The following is a 17,992-nucleotide window of genomic DNA, read 5'->3' on the forward strand; positions in this document are numbered from 1 at the left end:
TCTCTTATCATAGCAGTTTGCGACAAATTTGTGCACCTACTTGCTCATATCATCGCTATCGATGGTTACTTTTTTAGTTGTTCATCGTTAAATAAACGATCAACACCTTGTGTAACAGTTAACTGTCCATTTAAAATTTGGCGTTCTAACAGCTGCACTTGCGCCTTACGCTGTGGATTGCCATAAAACATATCAATTAAATGATCTGTAATCATTGATTGGAACCATTCTTTTGTTTGGTTTTGGCGTCGAGTCGCCCAATAATTATTGCTTTCCACAGTTTGCTTAAATTCCTCAATTGTATGCCAAACCTTATCAAGCCCTTGCTTTTGTAATGAGCTCACAGGCATCGCAGTGGACATCCAGCCAGGTGTAGCAGGCTGTAGGAAATGCAAAATTTGCTTATATTCCGACACCGTTTTTTTCGCCAATCGTACATTATCACCATCTGCTTTATGCACAACGATAGCATCAGCTAATTCCATAATGCCCTTTTTCATACCTTGTAGCTCATCACCAGCACCTGTTAACACAAGCAGTAGGAAGAAATCAACCATGCCACGGACATATGTTTCACTTTGACCAACCCCAACGGTTTCAATTAAAAGCACATCATAGCCCGCTGCTTCACAAACAAGCATTGTTTCACGTGTTTTTTTATGAACCCCTCCTAGAGTACCTGCGGATGGAGAGGGTCGCACAAATGCAGTTGGCTTTTTCACTAACTCCTCCATGCGGGTTTTATCCCCTAAAATACTGCCGCCTGATAATGATGAGCTTGGATCGATCGCCAGCACAGCTACTCGCTTCCCCATCTCACAAAGCATTGTGCCAAAAGCTTCAATAAATGAGCTTTTTCCTGCGCCAGGCACACCTGTAATGCCAATGCGAATGCTATTTCCTGTGTATGGCAGTAGCTCCTGCAAAAGCTCCTGTGCTTGCACCTTGTGTGTGGCATTGGAGCTTTCAATTAAGGTAATCGCCTTTGACAAATGTGTGCGAGAGCCTGCTCGCACCTTTTGTGCCAGCTCTGGAATATTGAGTTGCTCTACCTTTTTCTTACGGAATTTTTTCGGTGTACCATAGTGCATCCCATCATGTGTTGCCTCAATGCCGTCCATGACAAATAGTGCGCTGTCCTCTACCTCTTTACTTTTGTCCATTATTCAGACACTTCCTCATAGCCTAAACGTCTGTAAATTTCTTCAATAATCTTTTGTGCCGATACTGGAATCACTGTACCTGGTCCAAAAATAGCTACTGCACCTGCCTTATAAAGGAAGTCATAATCTTGTGCAGGTATAACACCGCCAACAATAATAATAATATCCTCGCGCCCTAATTTTTCTAGCTCCTTCACTAATTCAGGCACTAATGTTTTATGACCCGCAGCTAGGGAGGACACACCAATAACATGTACATCGTTTTCTACAGCCATTTGCGCTGCCTCAGCAGGCGTCATAAATAATGGTGAAATATCGACATCAAAGCCTAAATCTGCATAGCCTGTTGCCACAACCTTAGCACCGCGATCATGTCCATCTTGACCCATTTTAGCGACTAAAATACGTGGACGACGCCCTTCATTTTCTAGGAATTCCTCCGTCATTTGTTTCACTTCAGCAATTTGCTCCTCATCCGAGAAGTTGGCAGAGTAAACACCAGAGATGGAACGGATGACAGCCTTATGACGACCAGATACCGCCTCAATCGCATCTGAAATTTCACCTAAAGATGCACGAGCACGCGCTGCATCCACTGCTACAGCAAGTAAATTTTCTGTGCCATCTTGTGCTGCTTTTGTTAAACGAGCTAAATGCTTTTGCACCTCTGCCTCATCACGCGCAGCCTTCATTGCCTCTAAGCGCTCAATTTGCTTTTGTCGAACAATGGTATTATCAATATCTAAAATATCAATTGGCTCTTCTTTCTCTAGGCGATATTTATTGACGCCAACAATCGTTTCTGTTTTCGAGTCAATTTTTGCCTGACGCTTGGCTGCCGCTTCCTCAACCTTCATTTTTGGTAATCCTGTTTCAATTGCTTTCGCCATTCCTCCAAGTGACTCAATCTCTTCAATCAACGCCCAAGCGGATTTTGTAATTTCTTCTGTTAATTTCTCCACGTAGTATGAACCGCCCCATGGATCAATGACTTTTGTCATTGCTGTTTCTTCCTGTAAAAATAGCTGGGTATTTCGTGCAATACGTGCAGAGAAATCTGTTGGTAAAGCAATCGCTTCATCCAGCGCATTTGTATGAAGTGATTGTGTATGCCCCATTGCAGATGCATTCGCTTCAATTAATGTACGTGCCACATTGTTAAATGGATCTTGCTCTGTTAAAGACCAGCCAGATGTTTGTGAATGCGTACGTAATGCTAATGTTTTTGGATTTTTCGGATTAAATGTTGACATCATTTGTGCCCAAATACGACGTGCTGCACGCATTTTAGCAACTTCCATATAATAGTTCATACCAATTGCCCAGAAGAATGACAGACGTGGTGCAAATGCATCAATATCGATACCCGCTTTTAGCCCTGTGCGTACATACTCCAAGCCATCCGCTAATGTGTAGGCAAGCTCGATATCATTTGTTGCACCAGCTTCTTGAATATGGTAACCAGAAATCGAAATCGAGTTAAATTTTGGCATATATTTTGCTGTATATTCGAAAATATCCGCAATAATTTTCATGGACATTGCAGGTGGGTAAATATATGTATTACGCACCATATATTCTTTTAAAATATCATTTTGAATCGTGCCTGCTAATTTTTCTGGTGTTACCCCTTGCTCCTCTGCTGCCACAATATAAAAAGCAAGCACTGGCAAAACAGCACCATTCATTGTCATGGAAACAGACATTTGATCCAATGGAATTTGATCAAACAGAATTTTCATATCCTCCACAGAGTCAATAGCAACCCCTGCTTTCCCTACATCCCCTGTTACACGTGGGTGGTCTGAGTCATAGCCACGGTGAGTAGCTAAATCAAATGCCACAGAAAGCCCTTTTTGCCCCATTGCTAGATTGCGTTTATAAAAGGCATTGGATTCTTCTGCTGTGGAGAAACCTGCATATTGACGAACTGTCCAAGGACGAGCTACATACATGGTAGGGTATGGACCACGCGTATTAGGTGCAATACCTGCCACATCGTTTAAATGCTTGACATCTTGAATATCATCTTTTGTATAAATATCTTTAATTTCAATGCCTTCATTCGTTAGAAACTTATCGTCTGACGCTTGAGGTGCTTTGGTTGTTAACACTTTGTCGATTTCGACTGCACTAAAATTTGGCTTGCTCATCGTTGGACCTCCTTCATGCTTGTGAACACGGACTGTAATTTTTCAATAATGTTCTGTCCTGCAAAAATAAAGCCGTTTAAGCCGTTTGCTAACCAAGCTTGCTCTTCATCTTTAAATTTACCTGCCACATCCACAATAATATGCGCTGGTTTTTCGGCTAAAATAGCTGTCACAAATGCCTTTGTATCATCATCATTACCCGCAATGACCACATACTTAGCCTCCGTTGCCTTTAGCCAAGCAACTGCCTCTTCCACAGTTCCGACTGGTTCACTTTTTTCCGGAACAAGACCAACTGTATTTAAGAAACCAGTGACAAAATCTGCGCGTGGCTTAGAGCTTTTCAATGTACCTAATGCTACAATGCCTGTTTTCACATCAGCCGCTGACATTTCTGCACGAAGCTGTTCAAATGGAGCTGCAACACGTTTAATATGTGCAAACAATGGGTTTGTTGCCTCTTCAAGCACGTCCGCTGGGTTTGCATAAATATTCGTACCAATTAATGATTGCTTACGTGTTTGTACTGCTTTAATGCGAGATTGATAGGATGTTTCGATTTCCTCTGCAAGCTTACCAGAAGCTGTATATTCATCAATACCGCCTGCTGCCTCAATAGCTAAAAATAAAGCCCATGCCTCTTTCACAAAATCTGCTGTTAGCGACTCAATAAAGTAAGAGCCACCTGCTGGGTCTATCACCTTTAGTACATTTGTTTCTTCTTTTAAAATTAATGATACATTGCGAGCAATACGAATAGACTGCTCTGTAGGCTTTGTTAATACATCATGTGGGTGCACCGTAAAGACATCTGCACCGCCAATTAATCCTGAAAGCGCTTCATTTGAAGAGCGTAATAAATTCACGTAAACATCTAATTTAGAAAAGCTTCTTAACGATGTTTCAGCAACAGTAGGTACTTTTAAATTTTCTGTGACGCCATATGCCGCTAAAAATGCCTTCCACAGCACCTTAAATGCACGAAGCTTTGCAATCTCTGTAAAAAATTGCGTATCAATCGCAAAGGTTACAAAAAATTGCTTTGAAAATGCTTCAAAGCTTTCCTCTTGCCCTGCCAGCTTTGCAGCTAATGCCAATGCATAAGCTAGCTCTTGTACAGCATTTGCACCTTGATAATGATAAATCGTTGTATCTGCATTGACTGAGCGCACGTTCGGAAATGCAGGTAAAGAAATAGTATCTTGTGAAACAATAAAACCTCGCACTGCTTGTTGTTGATCGGCAGCGATGTAATGAAACACAGCTAACAATGGGTCCTGTGCATTTTCAACAGTGATTTTAAACGAATATTCAGAGAAATATGGTGCCAGCTTTGCTAATACCTCTTCTGTCCACTCAAAATGTACACGGCTATCAATGGTGATCACTTCATTGCCTCGCGCTAAGCTATCATCTAGCTGTGTAAAAAAGGCTTCACTTGTATCAGCATGAACTTGCTGCGCTACTTGAAATACTGGACTACTTTGTAGGGAACGAATAGTCGCAACTTGTCGATCAAGCTCATCGCCAAGCTTTGTTATTAAACTTTCTTGCGTGTAAAGTGGCTGTAATGTGATACCTTCACTTGTTGTTGTGAAAAGAGATTCAAATGGTTTCCCCTTTAAAGCTTTGATTGCTGCATCTTGCCAGTCAGTATAAGCTGGCTTCTCAAATTCAATATTTTTCATGTTATTTGACATGCGGACGCTTAATCAGCTTCCCCCCTTAGTGTTTTCTAATTGTTATTCTACATGACAAATTGTCGCTCGAAAAGTATAAAAAAATTCGGAAGCCCTTATATAACGGGCTTCCGACAAGTCATCAGTAGACTGACGTTGAAGATTTACTTGTATTTTCGAGTATTTCTTTTACTCTATTTAGGAATTTACCACATACAAGTCCATCCAGCACACGATGATCTAAAGATAAACATAAATTCACAATATCGCGTGCAGCAAATACACCGCCAGGTAAAACAACAGGCTTTTTGACAATGCTTTCCACTTGAAGGATCGCTGCTTGTGGGTAATTAATAATGCCCATTGATTGCACAGAGCCGAACGCTCCTGTGTTATTGACAGTGAATGTACCACCTTTAATATCATCCATTGTTAATTTTCCTGCTCGAACCTTAACGGCAAGCTCATGAATTTCTTTTGCAATGCCTTTAATAGACTTTTCATCCGCATGCTTGATAACAGGCACAAAGAGAGCATCATCTGTTGCTACAGCAATCGAGATATTAATATCATGCTTTTGAATAATTTTATCTTCAGCCCATGTAGCATTCATCATTGGGAACTCTTTTAAGGCCTGTGCTACCGCTTTGACAAAGAATGCGAAATAAGTAAGATTAAAGCCCTCTTTTTGTTTAAATTCATGTTTCAAGCTATCACGATAAGCAACTAAATCCGTTACATCCACTTCCATCATCATCCAAGCATGTGGCACTTCATGTACACTTCTTACCATATTATTGGCAATTGCGCGACGTACCTTCGTCACAGGAATTTCAATATCACCTGCTTGTACAGGCTGTGCTGGTGCAGCTGGTTGTTGCTCCTTTGCTTCAGGTGATGATACTGGCTCAGCGGCTGGCGACGGGGCTACCGGTGCTGATGCAACCTCTTTAGTAGTAGGCACATTACCACTGTCAATTAGCTTTAATAAGTCTTTTCTTGTAATACGTCCACCTTCACCCGTTCCTGTAACATGCTCTAATGCAATATCATGCTCCTGTGCAAGTCGTAAAACGGCTGGTGAATAGCGCACTTTATTCTTACGTGCTTCTTTTGCTCCAGCAGGTGGTGTTGACGCAGATGGCTGCACCTCCTGTTTTCGTTGGATGCCTGCATTTAAAATAGCTGAGCTAACGGCAGATTTTTTTTCTGGAGGTGGCGATGGTAAATCATTATTTCCTGCGATTTCAATGGAGCAGACAACAGCACCTACCGGTAATGTTTGTCCTTCCTGTGCAATAAGCTCCGTAATCACCCCTTCAAATGACGATGGAATTTCTGCATTTACTTTATCTGTCACAACCTCTGCAAGCGGATCATATTTTTTGACTGTATCGCCAGGTTTGACAAGCCATTTTTCAATTGTACCTTCTGTGACACTTTCACCAAGCTGTGGCATTGTAATATTTTGAACTGCCATCCTTTATTCCTCCCATCAATTAAACCTAAGCGTCATCGCATCTGATGCAATAGGCACTTCAGCAGATATTGGCTTTCTTGCACGTAAGCCAATATCTGCTTGCTATTTGATTATGTTAAAATGCTGCTAGTTCTCGCATTGCACGTTCAACTTTTTCAGGATTGATCATAAAATATTTTTCCATTGTTGGCGCATATGGCATCGCTGGCACATCAGGCCCTGCTAGGCGTTGAATTGGCGCATCAAGCTCAAATAAACAATGTTCTGCAATAATCGCTGCAACTTCACTCATAATACTGCCTTCTTTATTATCCTCTGTGACAAGCAAGACTTTTCCTGTTTTGCTTGCTGCCTCAATAATGGCTTCTTTATCGAGCGGGTAGACTGTACGCAAATCAAGGATATGAGCGGAAATACCATCTGCTGCAAGACGCTCTGCCGCTTGGAGGGCAAAATGCACAGCTAAACCATACGTAATAACCGTGACATCATCCCCTTCACGCTTCACATCTGCTTTACCAATTGGCAATGTATAGTCATCTAGTGGCACTTCACCTTTAATTAAGCGATAGGCACGTTTATGTTCAAAGAATAGAACAGGGTCCTCATCACGAATAGCTGCTTTTAATAAGCCTTTTGCATCATATGGTGTTGAAGGGATAACAATTTTCAAACCCGGTGTCCCTGCGAAAAGTGCTTCAACGGATTGCGAATGATAGAGTGCTCCATGAATACCTCCACCGAATGGCGCACGAATGACCATTGGGCAAGACCAGTCATTATTAGAACGATAACGGATTTTAGCTGCCTCGGAAACAATTTGATTCACTGCAGGCATAATAAAATCAGCGAATTGCATTTCAGCAATTGGACGCATACCATACATCGCAGCACCAATACCTACCCCTGCTATCGCACTTTCTGCCAGCGGTGTATCAAGCACGCGATATTCGCCAAATTGATCGTATAGACCTGTAGTAGCTTTAAATACGCCACCCTTACGACCAACGTCCTCTCCTAAAATAAAAACGCGCTCATCGCGTTCCATCTCTTCTTTCATCGCTAATGTAATCGCATCAATATAAGACATTACTGCCATTACGCGTCACCTCCGTCCACTGGTGCATAGACATATTTCAGTGCATGCTCTGGCTGTGCATATGGAGCAGCCTCCGCATAATCTGTTGCTTCGTTCACTTCTGCCATCACACGCTCTTCAATTTCAGCACGTACTTCTTCTGATAGTACACCTGCATCCATTAAATATTTTTCAAATAATAAAATCGGGTCCTTTGCCTTACCTTCTGCAATATCTTCAGCTGTACGATATTGGCGGTCATCATCATCTGAGGAATGGGCAGTTAAACGGTATGTCACTGTTTCAATCAAGCTTGGACCTTCTCCACGTCTTGCACGGTCCGCTGCCTCTTTGACAACCTTATAAACTTCAAGTGGATTTTTACCATCAACCGTTACGCCCGGCATGCCATAGCCAATACCACGATCAGATACTTTCGCACAGCCTAACTGGCGTTCCACTGGTACTGAAATCGCATATTGATTGTTTTCTACCATAATAATTACTGGTAGCTTATGGACACCTGCAAAGTTTGCGCCCTCGTGGAAGTCACCTTGGTTAGATGAGCCTTCGCCAAGTGTCACAAATGTAATAAAATCCTGCTGTTGGATTTTCCCTGCTAATGCTACACCAACTGCATGGGGAACTTGCGTTGTTACAGGAGAGGAACCTGTTAAAATACGATTTTTCTTTTGACCAAAGTGCCCCGGCATTTGACGTCCACCAGAGTTTGGGTCTTCCGCTTTGGCAAAGGCTGATAGCATCAACTCTCTTGGTGTCATACCAAAATGTAAAACAACGCCCATATCACGATAATAAGGTGCGATATAGTCCTTATTTTTATCAAGCGCAAAGGCTGCTCCAACCTGTGCTGCCTCTTGCCCCTGACAAGAGATGACAAATGGAATTTTACCAGAACGGTTTAATAACCACATACGCTCATCTAATCTTCTTGCCATTAACATTGTTTCAAACATTGCCAGTACATCCTCATTTGATAACCCTAAATCTTCATGTTTAATTTGAACATCTTGCATATGAGCACCCCTTTCATTCTATAGACCTCTACAATCGACTAAAAATGGATAGCACGATCATCCACGGCTAAGGCTGATTCTGCCAAAACTTCATTTAATGATGGGTGTGGATGAATGGCCTGACTCACTTCCCATGGTGTTGCATCTAGCACTTTTGCCAATGATGCCTCGCCAATTAAATCTGTTACATGTGGTCCTACCATATGAACACCTAAAATATCGTCTGTTTCTTGATCAGCAATAATTTTCACAAAGCCCTCTGTTTCACCATTTACTAATGCTTTACCAATTGCCTTAAATGGGAACTTACCAACCTTCAATGACAAGCCTTGCTCTTTGGCAGCACTTTCTGTTAAGCCTATACTAGCAACCTCCGGATAAGAATAAACACATTTTGGCACTTTTAAAGCATCTAATGCTACTGTTTTCCCCGTAGCAATATGCTCAATAGCTGCCAGCCCTTCATGAGAAGCAACATGTGCTAATTGCAAGCCACCAATCACATCCCCTATGGCATACATATGTGCTTCTTTCGTTTGATAACAATCATTCACTTGAATAAAGCCATTTTCCACATGAATTTCTGTATTTTCCAAGCCAATCCCTTGTGTATTTGCTTCACGCCCTACACATAATAATAGTTTTTCTGCTTTAAAAACTTCTTCCTGCTCATTCACCTTCGCAGAAATGAAAACGTTATCATTTTCAATTTTGAACGTAGTTGTATCGAGTCGCGCATTTGTTACAATACGAACACCTCGTTTTTCCAATTGCTTTGTTACTTCTTTGACAATATCCGCATCCTCTGCTGGCAAAATAGTTGGTCCATATTCTACAACTGTGACATCCACCCCAAAATCACATAACATCGATGCCCATTCAATGCCGATCACGCCACCACCAACAATTAATAATGATGTTGGTAACTGCTCTAGCTCCAAGGCATGATCTGAGTTCAATACATATTGACCATCAACTGTTAAGCCTGCCATTCCTCTTGGCTTCGAGCCTGTTGCAATAACAACATTTGTGGGCACAAGCATTTCATTTTCTGTACCATTTGCCATTTCAACAGAAATTGTTCCTGGCATCGGTGAAAAAATAGATGGTCCTAAAATTCGGCCTGTGCCATGGTAAACATCTATTTTGCCTTTTTTCATTAGTGCATTTACACCTTGACTTAGTTGCTCAACAATGGCCTGCTTACGAGCCTGTACTTTGTCAAATTGCAATGTCACACCTTCAATCGTAACACCATATTCACTAGCTGTTTTATTTGCCATTCGATATACTTCTGCACTTCGAAGTAGGGCTTTACTTGGAATACAGCCTTTATGCAAGCACGTACCACCTAGACGCTCACGTTCCACAATCGCTGTTTTCAAGCCTAGCTGTGCAGCACGAATCGCTGCCACATAACCGCCTGTACCTCCACCTAAAATGACAACATCATAATTTTGAGCCATATGGATTCCCCCTTTTGAGAAAAGTGCTAAAGTATCAATCTATTTATCTATGCTTTAGCTTCACTGTGCGGTGCTGTTAAAAATGAAGAGCTTCTATCAAAAGCTCTTCATAAAAATTTCATTATACATATTAAAAATTCGCTTTAGCGACCGTGTAAAATATTTTTTTCATTTTTTAAAAATTGGCTACGAGATTTGGCTACACGAGCAATACGCTCCTCTGCTAAACGATTCGCTGCCACATATGTTGGAATACCATCGCGCTTTGAAATTGCAAAGATTTTTTCAATGCTATCATAAATTCCATCAACGCGTTTCATTGCACGCTCACGATTATAGCCATATAATTCATCCGCAACATTAATCACCCCACCAGCGTTAATAACATAGTCTGGCGCATAGACAATCCCTAACTCATGCAGTACATCTCCATGACGTGAATCTTTTAGCTGGTTATTTGCGGAGCCAGCAATTACCTTTGCCTTTAGTTGCGGAATTGTTTCATCATTTAAAATTGCTCCTAATGCACAAGGGGAAAAAATATCAACTTCTTGCGCATAGATTTCATCAGGCGCCACAGCAATTGCGCCAAAGTCAGTAACAACTCGATCAATTGCAGCCTGATTAATATCCGTAACGACAAGTTTTGCCCCTTCATTATGTAAATACTCGCAAAGTTTGTAGGCTACATTGCCTAAACCTTGCACAGAAACTTTTAACCCTTCTAATGAATCCGAGCCAAACGCTTCTTTTGCAGCCGCTTTCATACCACGATAAACGCCATAAGCTGTTACTGGAGATGGGTTACCTGATGAACCAAATGCAGGAGAAATACCTGTTACATAGTTTGTTTCCTCATGAATTAAATCCATATCCGTTACTGTTGTCCCTACATCCTCTGCCGTAATATAGCGGCCATTTAATCCCTGAATAAAGCGGCCTAATGCTCGAAACATCTCTTCATTTTTATCTTTAAATGGATCACCAATAATGACCGTTTTTCCGCCGCCAAGGTTTAAACCAGCTGCAGCATTTTTGTAAGTCATTCCTCGTGCTAAACGTAATGCATCTTCAATAGCATTTTCCTCTGATGCATATGTCCACATACGTGCTCCACCAAGTGCTGGTCCAAGTGTTGTATCATGGATAGCGATAACCGCCTTTAACCCTGATGCTTCATCTTGGCAAAATACCAATTGTTCATAATCATACTTTTCCATATACTTGAAGATTTCCATGAAACTCGCCCCTTTGCTTTGGAAGGTACATCCCCAAAATGCCCATCCTAATCAAGTTTAATTGTACAATTTACTTCTTCTTGTCATTATGCTCACAGCCTCTAAAATCAGCAGGCTGATCTCCCCTTTTTTAGCAGGTATTTAGACCCCAATAGTGGAAGAAAAAATTGTTTAGTAATGGATAATATTGCTCCACTTATTTTTACAATACTGACAAATTCACAATTTCGCAACTATTATTACATATTCTTGTTTAAGTAATAATTTTCTAAATATTCACTCAATATAAAATGATTTTAAAATAATGATATTTCAACATGGATTGTGCACTCTCATCCATTCTTTTTGAGGACAGTAAATCATGTCGATTTTTGCTACACTTCAATCAACCTCTCTACTAACTTTAGTTTGAAAATTTCAGCTATATTTATAAGTGTGCTTCAACCTTCCTTGACATTCCATCACCCACAAGTACAATTAAGGTAGAAATAAGGAGGAGTATCTATGGCCCGTTTAGCTGCATTTATTGTCATGCTGATTCCAGGTCTTATGGCTGCAGGTGGCATTAAATTTATGCGTGATACATTGTTTGGTAAGCTTATCTCACCTTTCCCATTTTTATGGCTGCAATTTGTAGTAGGAGTTATTCTCTTTGTTATAGGCTTTGGCTTTTTCGCAGGATTTTTACTTCATCGTGATAGAAAAAAGGGAAAAGTAGCGCCTCGCTTCCAAAAAAAATAAAAATAGCTATCCAGTAAGTCTTCGATGACTTATTTGGATAGCTATTTTTATAGACGTTGCTGCGCTGCTAAAACTTTATCAGGATAATCTGTAATCCAACCAATTACAGCAGGATGTGGATTCGTTAAAAATGATTCTGTACCATCAATCGCATAAAATCGACAGGCTTTGTTACTACTTACGCAAGCCTCTAAATATCGAGGCTTATAGTACCTTTTATGCATATGCACAGTATCTGCGGCTCGATAATCCGACAATAAATCCCATTTTATTTTTTTCGTGGCAATCAATGCTGTTTCATATTCAGGACGCTGTTTTTTGACAATTTCCAGCAATTCATAGTGAAATGATGAAAAATGGCTGCCTGCTGGCACTTTTAAGCCATCCAACATATGAATAAGCGCATTTTTTTGGTCAAGAATCGTGGACTTTAGCTCAATATTCAAAGGTATCTGATGCAGCATTGCCCATGCTAAAACGGCATCAAAAGACGGCATTTTATAAGATGAAAAAAACCGTTTCCATGGCTTGCCTAATTTAAAGCCTAGCAACTCCTCAAGCGTACAATCGCTCACTAGCTTATTGCTACCGACCAGCCTCGATAACTGTGGATCATGGTATACAACGGGCAATCCTTCTTTTGAAAATTGAATATCTAATTCAATCCCATCAGCTCCTAGCTCCATCGCCTTATCAAAAGCTTGCAACGTATTTTCCAGCGCATAAGCAGAGGCTCCGCGATGCGCAAACACAGGAATGGTTGATGGATTAGACATTGAGCTCACCAAATTCTAATAGGAATTTACCATTGGTCATTTTATTTAATAAGGACGATTTTCTGCCAATTTGAATATACGTACCTGGATAGGCTTCTTTCGTCACAATAATCTCCTCTTTTCCCACACGACGCATTTCTTCCATCAATAATTTAATTTCACGATCTAATGTTGCTGCCTCAGCCTTTAATGCGTTTAAAGCCTGCTTTGTTACTTCAAAGCTTGCCGTCTGCTCTTTAGATAGCTGATTCAAAAATGGTAATAAGCTTTTTATTTTTTCCTCATGTGCTAAAATTTCTGCTTGTACCTGCTTAAGCTGTATCGCCTTTTCCTGCATCATTAACTGACTTTCCTGCTTATTGACGCTTTCAATAATCAAATCTGTTCGACGCTCTAATCGATTACCTGATACCGCTGTAACAATCGTATTTTTTGCTATCGTACGTCCACCTATAATTTTTCCTTTGCGTTCGTCAACAAAAATAGAATTTGCAGAAAGCTGTGATCCTAACGCATAAAAGCCAATATGAATACTATCAGCCGCAAGTAAATTTGCCTCATTGACATGTTTAACAAAAATATTGCCGCCCGCCTCTACAACTGTTGTGCCAAGCCCAAAGATGCCCCCACGAATATAAACATCACCTTCAATGGATTTAATTAATTTGGCACCGCTTACACCTTCAGCTCCATCAATTGAAATATCGCCAGTGGCAATTACAGTATAACCATTTGTAACGGTTCCTTTAATACTCAGGGAACCATTAAACTCTAGATTTCCTGTTTCCACGCCAACATCACCATGGATAGGAAGGTGTCTATTTACACCAATCAATCCCTTAACATCATCTAAAGCGCCTGCAATTTTAGAACGAATGACGATTTTTCCGTCCTCTTCCACTTCATAGGCTGATTTTGTATCATAACGGATAGGAAAATCCCTTCCCGGAGCAGCAGCTACTACTTCACCGAGCACATTTTTTCCGGGTATACCCAATGTTGCAGGAATCTTTTCACCTAGCCACGAACCTTCTGAAATTTCTGAGATAAAATTCATATCATAATAATCGGCTTTTCCATCCTCACGTATTACTGGTTTTCTCTCGGGTTTAGGTAAGTATGTAATTTGCGCATCTGTTCCTGCTATAGGTGGTGTCCCTTGAGCAATTAAAAATGCCTTGCCTGGTTCAGCTTTCAAAATATCAAAATCTAAAACCCCGTAAACAATCCCTTTTTCTTCGAGTGTTTCTAGAATTTGCTGTGTCAATTTCTCTTGATGCTGCTGAATATATTCATGCGTTTCATATATAAAAATAGAGGCTGACATTTTATCACGTGCAATCTCAGCTTCAATATTTGGAAGCCAGCGTCCGATTTCAACAGGATTTGTGCTTACTGTTGTCAGTACATTTTTTAATATTGCAAAATTAGATAATTTCAGTCGTGGATAGCTACGTAAAATACTATCAAATTCTTTCAATGGGAAACCAGCACTAAACGTAAGCATAAATACCTTGCCATTTTCTTCAGAAATTTCGAAGTTTTCATTTCGAACTAGAATCAAGCTACCTCCTCCTTCCCTCTATATGTAAGTATATACAATCTACTTACATTTGTTTAGCGACCATTGTCACTATCAAAAAAGAAAATAGAACTACTTAATTATTAAAAGTTCTAGCAATATCTTATTTTTTCTAATTTATTTAGATATATTTCACTACCCAGGCAATTATTTTTAATAAAAAAATCCTTTTAATCTAATATTAGCTCGTTAGGCTAATTTGAATAAGTAATAACCAATCCATACGGAATAAAGTTTCACTTATGCTATGCAATTTTATAAGTTAGTCCCTTCTTACTATTCATCCAATAATATTAGGAAAGTGCTTTCTGCACAATATGTAGCACCAAGTCGCCTCACTTGCACTCGTGTCATATAATACAGAGCAATTTGACCATCTATTGCTAAACGCACTTCAAATAAATCATTGTCCAAATGTGTTATTTCTAATGAATTCATACCATCTAATTGAAAATTGACTGTTTTCATTATTATCACCTATTTATCATTTCGCTTCCTTTATTCTTCTCTATTATATGATAATTGCATACCATTTGTTTTCATTGCTTTATGCACATAAAGTAACAACTTGTTTTATTTTATAAGTTGTTACTTTTTTTATTCTGTGTTACGCTTTATTTACAGTTGATTGTAAAGCTTTATTAAAGAGCTTTTATGATAAAACTTATTTTAGGAGGATATGATGAATTTAAAAAAGATTAGTATTTTATCAGCCTTATCACTTTCCTTATTTCTAACAGGATGTGGCAAGCAAGAAGAAAAAGATGTTAATGCTAGTGTGGGGGAAGCTGTTAATTATACGATAACTGGGATTGAACCTGGTGCAGGAATATCTGATGCTACACATAGAGTATTGGATGGGTACGAAAATTTAGCAGACTGGGATATTGAGGAAAGCTCGACAGCTGGGATGTTGATTCTTTTAGATGAGGCAATTCAAAACGAGGAGCCTATTGTCGTAACAGGCTGGACACCTCACTGGATGTTTGAAGAATTTGATTTAAAATTTTTAGAGGATCCTAAAAATATTTATGGCGGGACGGAAAGCATTCATACCCTTGCAAGACTTGGCTTTGACGAGGATATGCCGAATGCCTATAAAATTTTAGATGCCTTTCATTGGGAAGTAGAAGATATGCAAGCTGTTATGGCAGAGGCGGAAAAGTCCTCGTTTGAAGAAGCCGCAGAAAATTGGGTCACAAATAATGAGGAAAAGGTGAATGAATGGCTAGCAGGCACAGAGAAAGTCGATGGCGAAACCATTCGAGTCGTTTCTGTACCTTGGGAATCCGAGCAAGCCTCATCCAATGTCATCAAATATGTCTTAACAGAACAAGGCTATAATGTCGAGCTAACAGAAGTCGATCCAGCCGTCATGTTCCAAGCTGTCGCTATGGATTCTGCTGATGTAACTGTTGCCCCATGGCTACCGATGACACACAAAACCTTCTATGAGCAGCACAAAGACAATGTGATCGACCTAGGTCCAAATATGGAAGGCGCACGCTCTGGCTTAGCCGTACCAACATATGTAGATATTGATTCTATTGAGGACCTTGAAGCAAAATAAATAGACAAAAACCATGCATTTTGAGTGATGTTCAAAATGCATGGTTTTTATTGTTAGAACGATTACATGAAACTTCAAGACTACCCTGAGATATATTTAATAATGTAGCCATTTAAGCTAAAAACTATTTCTCTCATTAATTATTTAAATAGTTTTTTAGTAATTCAACTTCAAACAATGCTTTTTTGGCTAATTTAGTCGTTTCCGTAAGCTGTTGTTGCATTTCTGTGTTTTCTGCTGTTTGCTGCATAATGACATCTACCTTTGCCTCAAGCTTATCTAATTTTGCGCCTTGATCATCTACCTTCGACTCAAGCTTATCTAATTTTGTGCCCTGATCATCTACCTTCGACTCAAGCTTATCTAATTTTGTGCCCTGGTCATCTACCTTTGACTCAAGCTTATCTAATTTTGCGCCCTGATCATCTACCTTCGACTCAAGCTTATCTAATTTTGCACCCTGATCATCTACCTTCGACTCAAGCTTATCTAATTTTGCGCCCTGGTCATCTACCTTCGACTCAAGTTTATCTACCTTTGTTTCAAGCTGATCTACTTTCGTTTCAAGTTTATCTACTGAACTCTTTAATTCCTGCATTCCTTCTTGTATCTCGCCGAACATTTTAACTAAGGTATGAAATTCATTATGTTCCATCTTATATTCCCCCACCACGATAAAATATGTTAGTAAATTATATCATAGAAAGCTGTAGCTAACTATATATGTATCATTCTCTGCCATTCTTAAACTAGACAATAAATAGCTCAGACATACTCTATGACAAGAAAGAATATTTTTATAGCTGTATCCGAGATTACTTTTTAAGGTTGCTTAGGAAATGCTTATGATCGACATGCAGCATGATATTTTCTAACTGTAAATCAAATTCAGTAATCTTATTGTCAATTTTTCTACGCAAAAAAACACACTCCTATTTCATCAGTTTGTATGTAAACCAATAAACTAGAGTGTGCCTGAAATTCGTACATATACAATTAGTTATTTATAGCCCTTAAAGGAAGTTTATTGCCAAATAAATTTCCTCTCTTTAATTCCCATGATACTCATAATCCCCTACATATCAACGTTCCTCAACACCTAGCTCGCCATCATATCAATGCGAATTTTATCGGCAATCATGGCGATAAACTCGGAATTGGTTGGCTTCGATTTGAGATGGTGGACCGTGTAGCCAAACATGGACGAAATAGATTCGTAGTTTCCACGATTCCATGCAACCTCGATGGCATGACGAATGGCACGCTCCACGCGTGATGGTGTTGTGTTGAACTTTTTGGCGATCTCTGGATATAAAATTTTTGTCACAGAGCCTAGTAGATCAATATCCTCAAAGACCATTTGAATAGCTTCACGCAAATAAGAGTACCCTTTAATATGTGCAGGTACACCGATTTCCTTAATAATTGCTGTGATGGTGCTATCTAATTGATGTTGGTTTAATTTTTGAGGCGCTGCTGGCTGTAAGACACTTGCTTTTTTCGGAATTGCTGCCTTTTGTCCTGCGCAGTGTAAAATCTTTTGCACCAATTGATCGAATTCAAATGGCTTGAGCATAAAATAGGAGGCTCCTAATTCGACTGCTTGCTTCATCACATCCTCCTGCCCAAAGGCGGTTAGCATAATGACTTGAATGGATGCCATTTTTTCATTTTGATACATGGACTCTAATACAGCTAATCCATCAAGATGCGGCATTATTATATCAAGAAGTAAAATATCTGGTGTAAATTCCTCAAGCATTTGAAGACAAACTTTTCCGTTTGGAGCAGTGGCAATAATTTCTATTTCAGAATGTCCTTGAAAATACTGCTCCATTGTTTTTAATAACTCACGGTTATCATCCGCGATCGCTACTTTTATTTTTGTCATTTCAATTCCTCCTTCTGGACTTGCTTTGAACAGCTCAAAGCGATAACCTAACCCCTAATGCCTTTTTTGGCACACTTTGAAAATTTCGACATTTTCACTTTAAAAACCTTTTCTATTTCCAAAAATGAGTATGTAGTC

The 17,992-nt window shown here is 39.7% G+C and carries 15 protein-coding genes; 2 read left to right on the forward strand and 13 right to left on the reverse strand.

Annotated elements, in window-relative coordinates:
* Positions 1-65 precede the first annotated feature (65 nt).
* The 8 genes from meaB to MHB42_RS11665 all read right to left on the reverse strand — a co-directional run bounded on the left by meaB (position 66) and on the right by MHB42_RS11665 (position 11,294).
* Positions 66-1,163 (reverse strand): methylmalonyl Co-A mutase-associated GTPase MeaB, encoded by a 1,098-nt coding sequence (gene meaB, locus MHB42_RS11630; protein WP_340806315.1) that lies wholly within the window; start codon positions 1,161-1,163, stop codon positions 66-68.
* The gene (gene scpA / locus MHB42_RS11635; protein ID WP_340806317.1) at positions 1,163-3,316 is read right to left on the reverse strand and encodes a methylmalonyl-CoA mutase; all 2,154 of its coding nucleotides are present in this window, start codon (positions 3,314-3,316) and stop codon (positions 1,163-1,165) included. The genes meaB and scpA overlap by 1 nt, the downstream gene beginning before the upstream one ends.
* Positions 3,313-5,016 carry a methylmalonyl-CoA mutase family protein gene (locus tag MHB42_RS11640; protein ID WP_340806318.1) on the reverse strand — a complete coding sequence of 568 codons (1,704 nt, stop codon included), beginning with the start codon at positions 5,014-5,016 and terminating at the stop codon, positions 3,313-3,315. Before MHB42_RS11640 ends, scpA begins: the two co-directional genes overlap by 4 nt.
* Positions 5,017-5,137: 121 nt before the next feature.
* Complete coding sequence (locus tag MHB42_RS11645) at positions 5,138-6,475, reverse strand: dihydrolipoamide acetyltransferase family protein (protein WP_340806319.1); 1,338 nt, start codon at positions 6,473-6,475, stop codon at positions 5,138-5,140.
* A gap of 115 nt (positions 6,476-6,590) precedes the next feature.
* Complete coding sequence (locus MHB42_RS11650; RefSeq protein WP_274793609.1) at positions 6,591-7,574, reverse strand: alpha-ketoacid dehydrogenase subunit beta; 984 nt, start codon at positions 7,572-7,574, stop codon at positions 6,591-6,593.
* Positions 7,574-8,590: a thiamine pyrophosphate-dependent dehydrogenase E1 component subunit alpha gene (locus MHB42_RS11655; RefSeq protein ID WP_340806320.1), complete on the reverse strand. Its 1,017-nt coding sequence runs from the start codon at positions 8,588-8,590 to the stop codon at positions 7,574-7,576. The genes MHB42_RS11650 and MHB42_RS11655 overlap by 1 nt, the downstream gene beginning before the upstream one ends.
* A gap of 38 nt (positions 8,591-8,628) precedes the next feature.
* A complete protein-coding gene (gene lpdA / locus MHB42_RS11660) occupies positions 8,629-10,056 on the reverse strand; it encodes a dihydrolipoyl dehydrogenase (RefSeq protein ID WP_340806321.1) in 1,428 nt (475 codons plus the stop codon).
* A gap of 143 nt (positions 10,057-10,199) precedes the next feature.
* The gene (locus MHB42_RS11665; protein ID WP_340806322.1) at positions 10,200-11,294 is read right to left on the reverse strand and encodes a Leu/Phe/Val dehydrogenase; all 1,095 of its coding nucleotides are present in this window, start codon (positions 11,292-11,294) and stop codon (positions 10,200-10,202) included.
* A gap of 504 nt (positions 11,295-11,798) precedes the next feature.
* On the opposite strand from MHB42_RS11665, the gene MHB42_RS11670 reads away from it, so the two are divergent.
* Positions 11,799-12,035, forward strand: coding sequence for a DUF2627 domain-containing protein (locus tag MHB42_RS11670; protein WP_340806323.1), 237 nt, complete (start codon positions 11,799-11,801; stop codon positions 12,033-12,035).
* Positions 12,036-12,082: 47 nt separating this feature from the next.
* Here MHB42_RS11670 and MHB42_RS11675 read toward each other — a convergent pair whose 3' ends face one another.
* From MHB42_RS11675 to MHB42_RS11685, 3 genes are all read right to left on the reverse strand, one after another.
* Positions 12,083-12,811, reverse strand: a complete 729-nt coding sequence (locus tag MHB42_RS11675; RefSeq protein ID WP_340808582.1) for a glycerophosphodiester phosphodiesterase — start codon at positions 12,809-12,811, stop codon at positions 12,083-12,085.
* On the reverse strand, positions 12,804-14,375 hold the full coding sequence (locus MHB42_RS11680) for a DUF342 domain-containing protein (protein WP_340806324.1): 1,572 nt from the start codon (positions 14,373-14,375) through the stop codon (positions 12,804-12,806). The genes MHB42_RS11675 and MHB42_RS11680 overlap by 8 nt, the downstream gene beginning before the upstream one ends.
* 294 nt (positions 14,376-14,669) lie before the next feature.
* Positions 14,670-14,861: a hypothetical protein gene (locus MHB42_RS11685; RefSeq protein WP_340806325.1), complete on the reverse strand. Its 192-nt coding sequence runs from the start codon at positions 14,859-14,861 to the stop codon at positions 14,670-14,672.
* Between the two features lie 211 nt (positions 14,862-15,072).
* Here MHB42_RS11685 and MHB42_RS11690 point away from each other — a divergent pair, with 211 nt between their 5' ends.
* Positions 15,073-15,963 (forward strand): glycine betaine ABC transporter substrate-binding protein, encoded by an 891-nt coding sequence (locus tag MHB42_RS11690; protein ID WP_340806326.1) that lies wholly within the window; start codon positions 15,073-15,075, stop codon positions 15,961-15,963.
* Positions 15,964-16,099: 136 nt separating this feature from the next.
* Here the strand turns inward: MHB42_RS11690 and MHB42_RS11695 are convergent, their stop codons facing one another.
* Entirely contained in the window at positions 16,100-16,618 is a 519-nt protein-coding gene (locus tag MHB42_RS11695) for a coiled-coil domain-containing protein (protein ID WP_340806327.1), read from the reverse strand.
* A gap of 444 nt (positions 16,619-17,062) precedes the next feature.
* Positions 17,063-17,854, reverse strand: a complete 792-nt coding sequence (gene spo0A / locus MHB42_RS11700; RefSeq protein WP_340806328.1) for a sporulation transcription factor Spo0A — start codon at positions 17,852-17,854, stop codon at positions 17,063-17,065.
* Positions 17,855-17,992: the final 138 nt, after the last annotated feature.

Origin of the sequence: Lysinibacillus sp. FSL K6-0232, from assembly GCF_038008325.1 — a bacterium.
Classification (GTDB): Bacteria; Bacillota; Bacilli; order Bacillales_A; family Planococcaceae; genus Lysinibacillus.

Bases quoted from the DNA above. Each gene is read 5' to 3' on its own strand.
- lpdA (WP_340806321.1), bottom strand. From the start codon at position 10,056: ATGGCTCAAAATTATGATGTTGTCATTTTAGGTGGAGGTACAGGCGGT.
- spo0A (WP_340806328.1), bottom strand. From the start codon at position 17,854: ATGACAAAAATAAAAGTAGCGATCGCGGATGATAACCGTGAGTTATTA.
- MHB42_RS11650 (WP_274793609.1), bottom strand. From the start codon at position 7,574: ATGGCAGTAATGTCTTATATTGATGCGATTACATTAGCGATGAAAGAA.
- MHB42_RS11665 (WP_340806322.1), bottom strand. From the start codon at position 11,294: ATGGAAATCTTCAAGTATATGGAAAAGTATGATTATGAACAATTGGTA.
- MHB42_RS11640 (WP_340806318.1), bottom strand. From the start codon at position 5,016: ATGTCAAATAACATGAAAAATATTGAATTTGAGAAGCCAGCTTATACT.
- meaB (WP_340806315.1), bottom strand. From the start codon at position 1,163: ATGGACAAAAGTAAAGAGGTAGAGGACAGCGCACTATTTGTCATGGAC.
- MHB42_RS11695 (WP_340806327.1), bottom strand. From the start codon at position 16,618: ATGGAACATAATGAATTTCATACCTTAGTTAAAATGTTCGGCGAGATA.
- MHB42_RS11690 (WP_340806326.1), top strand. From the start codon at position 15,073: ATGATGAATTTAAAAAAGATTAGTATTTTATCAGCCTTATCACTTTCC.
- MHB42_RS11670 (WP_340806323.1), top strand. From the start codon at position 11,799: ATGGCCCGTTTAGCTGCATTTATTGTCATGCTGATTCCAGGTCTTATG.
- MHB42_RS11675 (WP_340808582.1), bottom strand. From the start codon at position 12,811: ATGTCTAATCCATCAACCATTCCTGTGTTTGCGCATCGCGGAGCCTCT.
- MHB42_RS11655 (WP_340806320.1), bottom strand. From the start codon at position 8,590: ATGCAAGATGTTCAAATTAAACATGAAGATTTAGGGTTATCAAATGAG.
- MHB42_RS11685 (WP_340806325.1), bottom strand. From the start codon at position 14,861: ATGAAAACAGTCAATTTTCAATTAGATGGTATGAATTCATTAGAAATA.
- scpA (WP_340806317.1), bottom strand. From the start codon at position 3,316: ATGAGCAAGCCAAATTTTAGTGCAGTCGAAATCGACAAAGTGTTAACA.
- MHB42_RS11645 (WP_340806319.1), bottom strand. From the start codon at position 6,475: ATGGCAGTTCAAAATATTACAATGCCACAGCTTGGTGAAAGTGTCACA.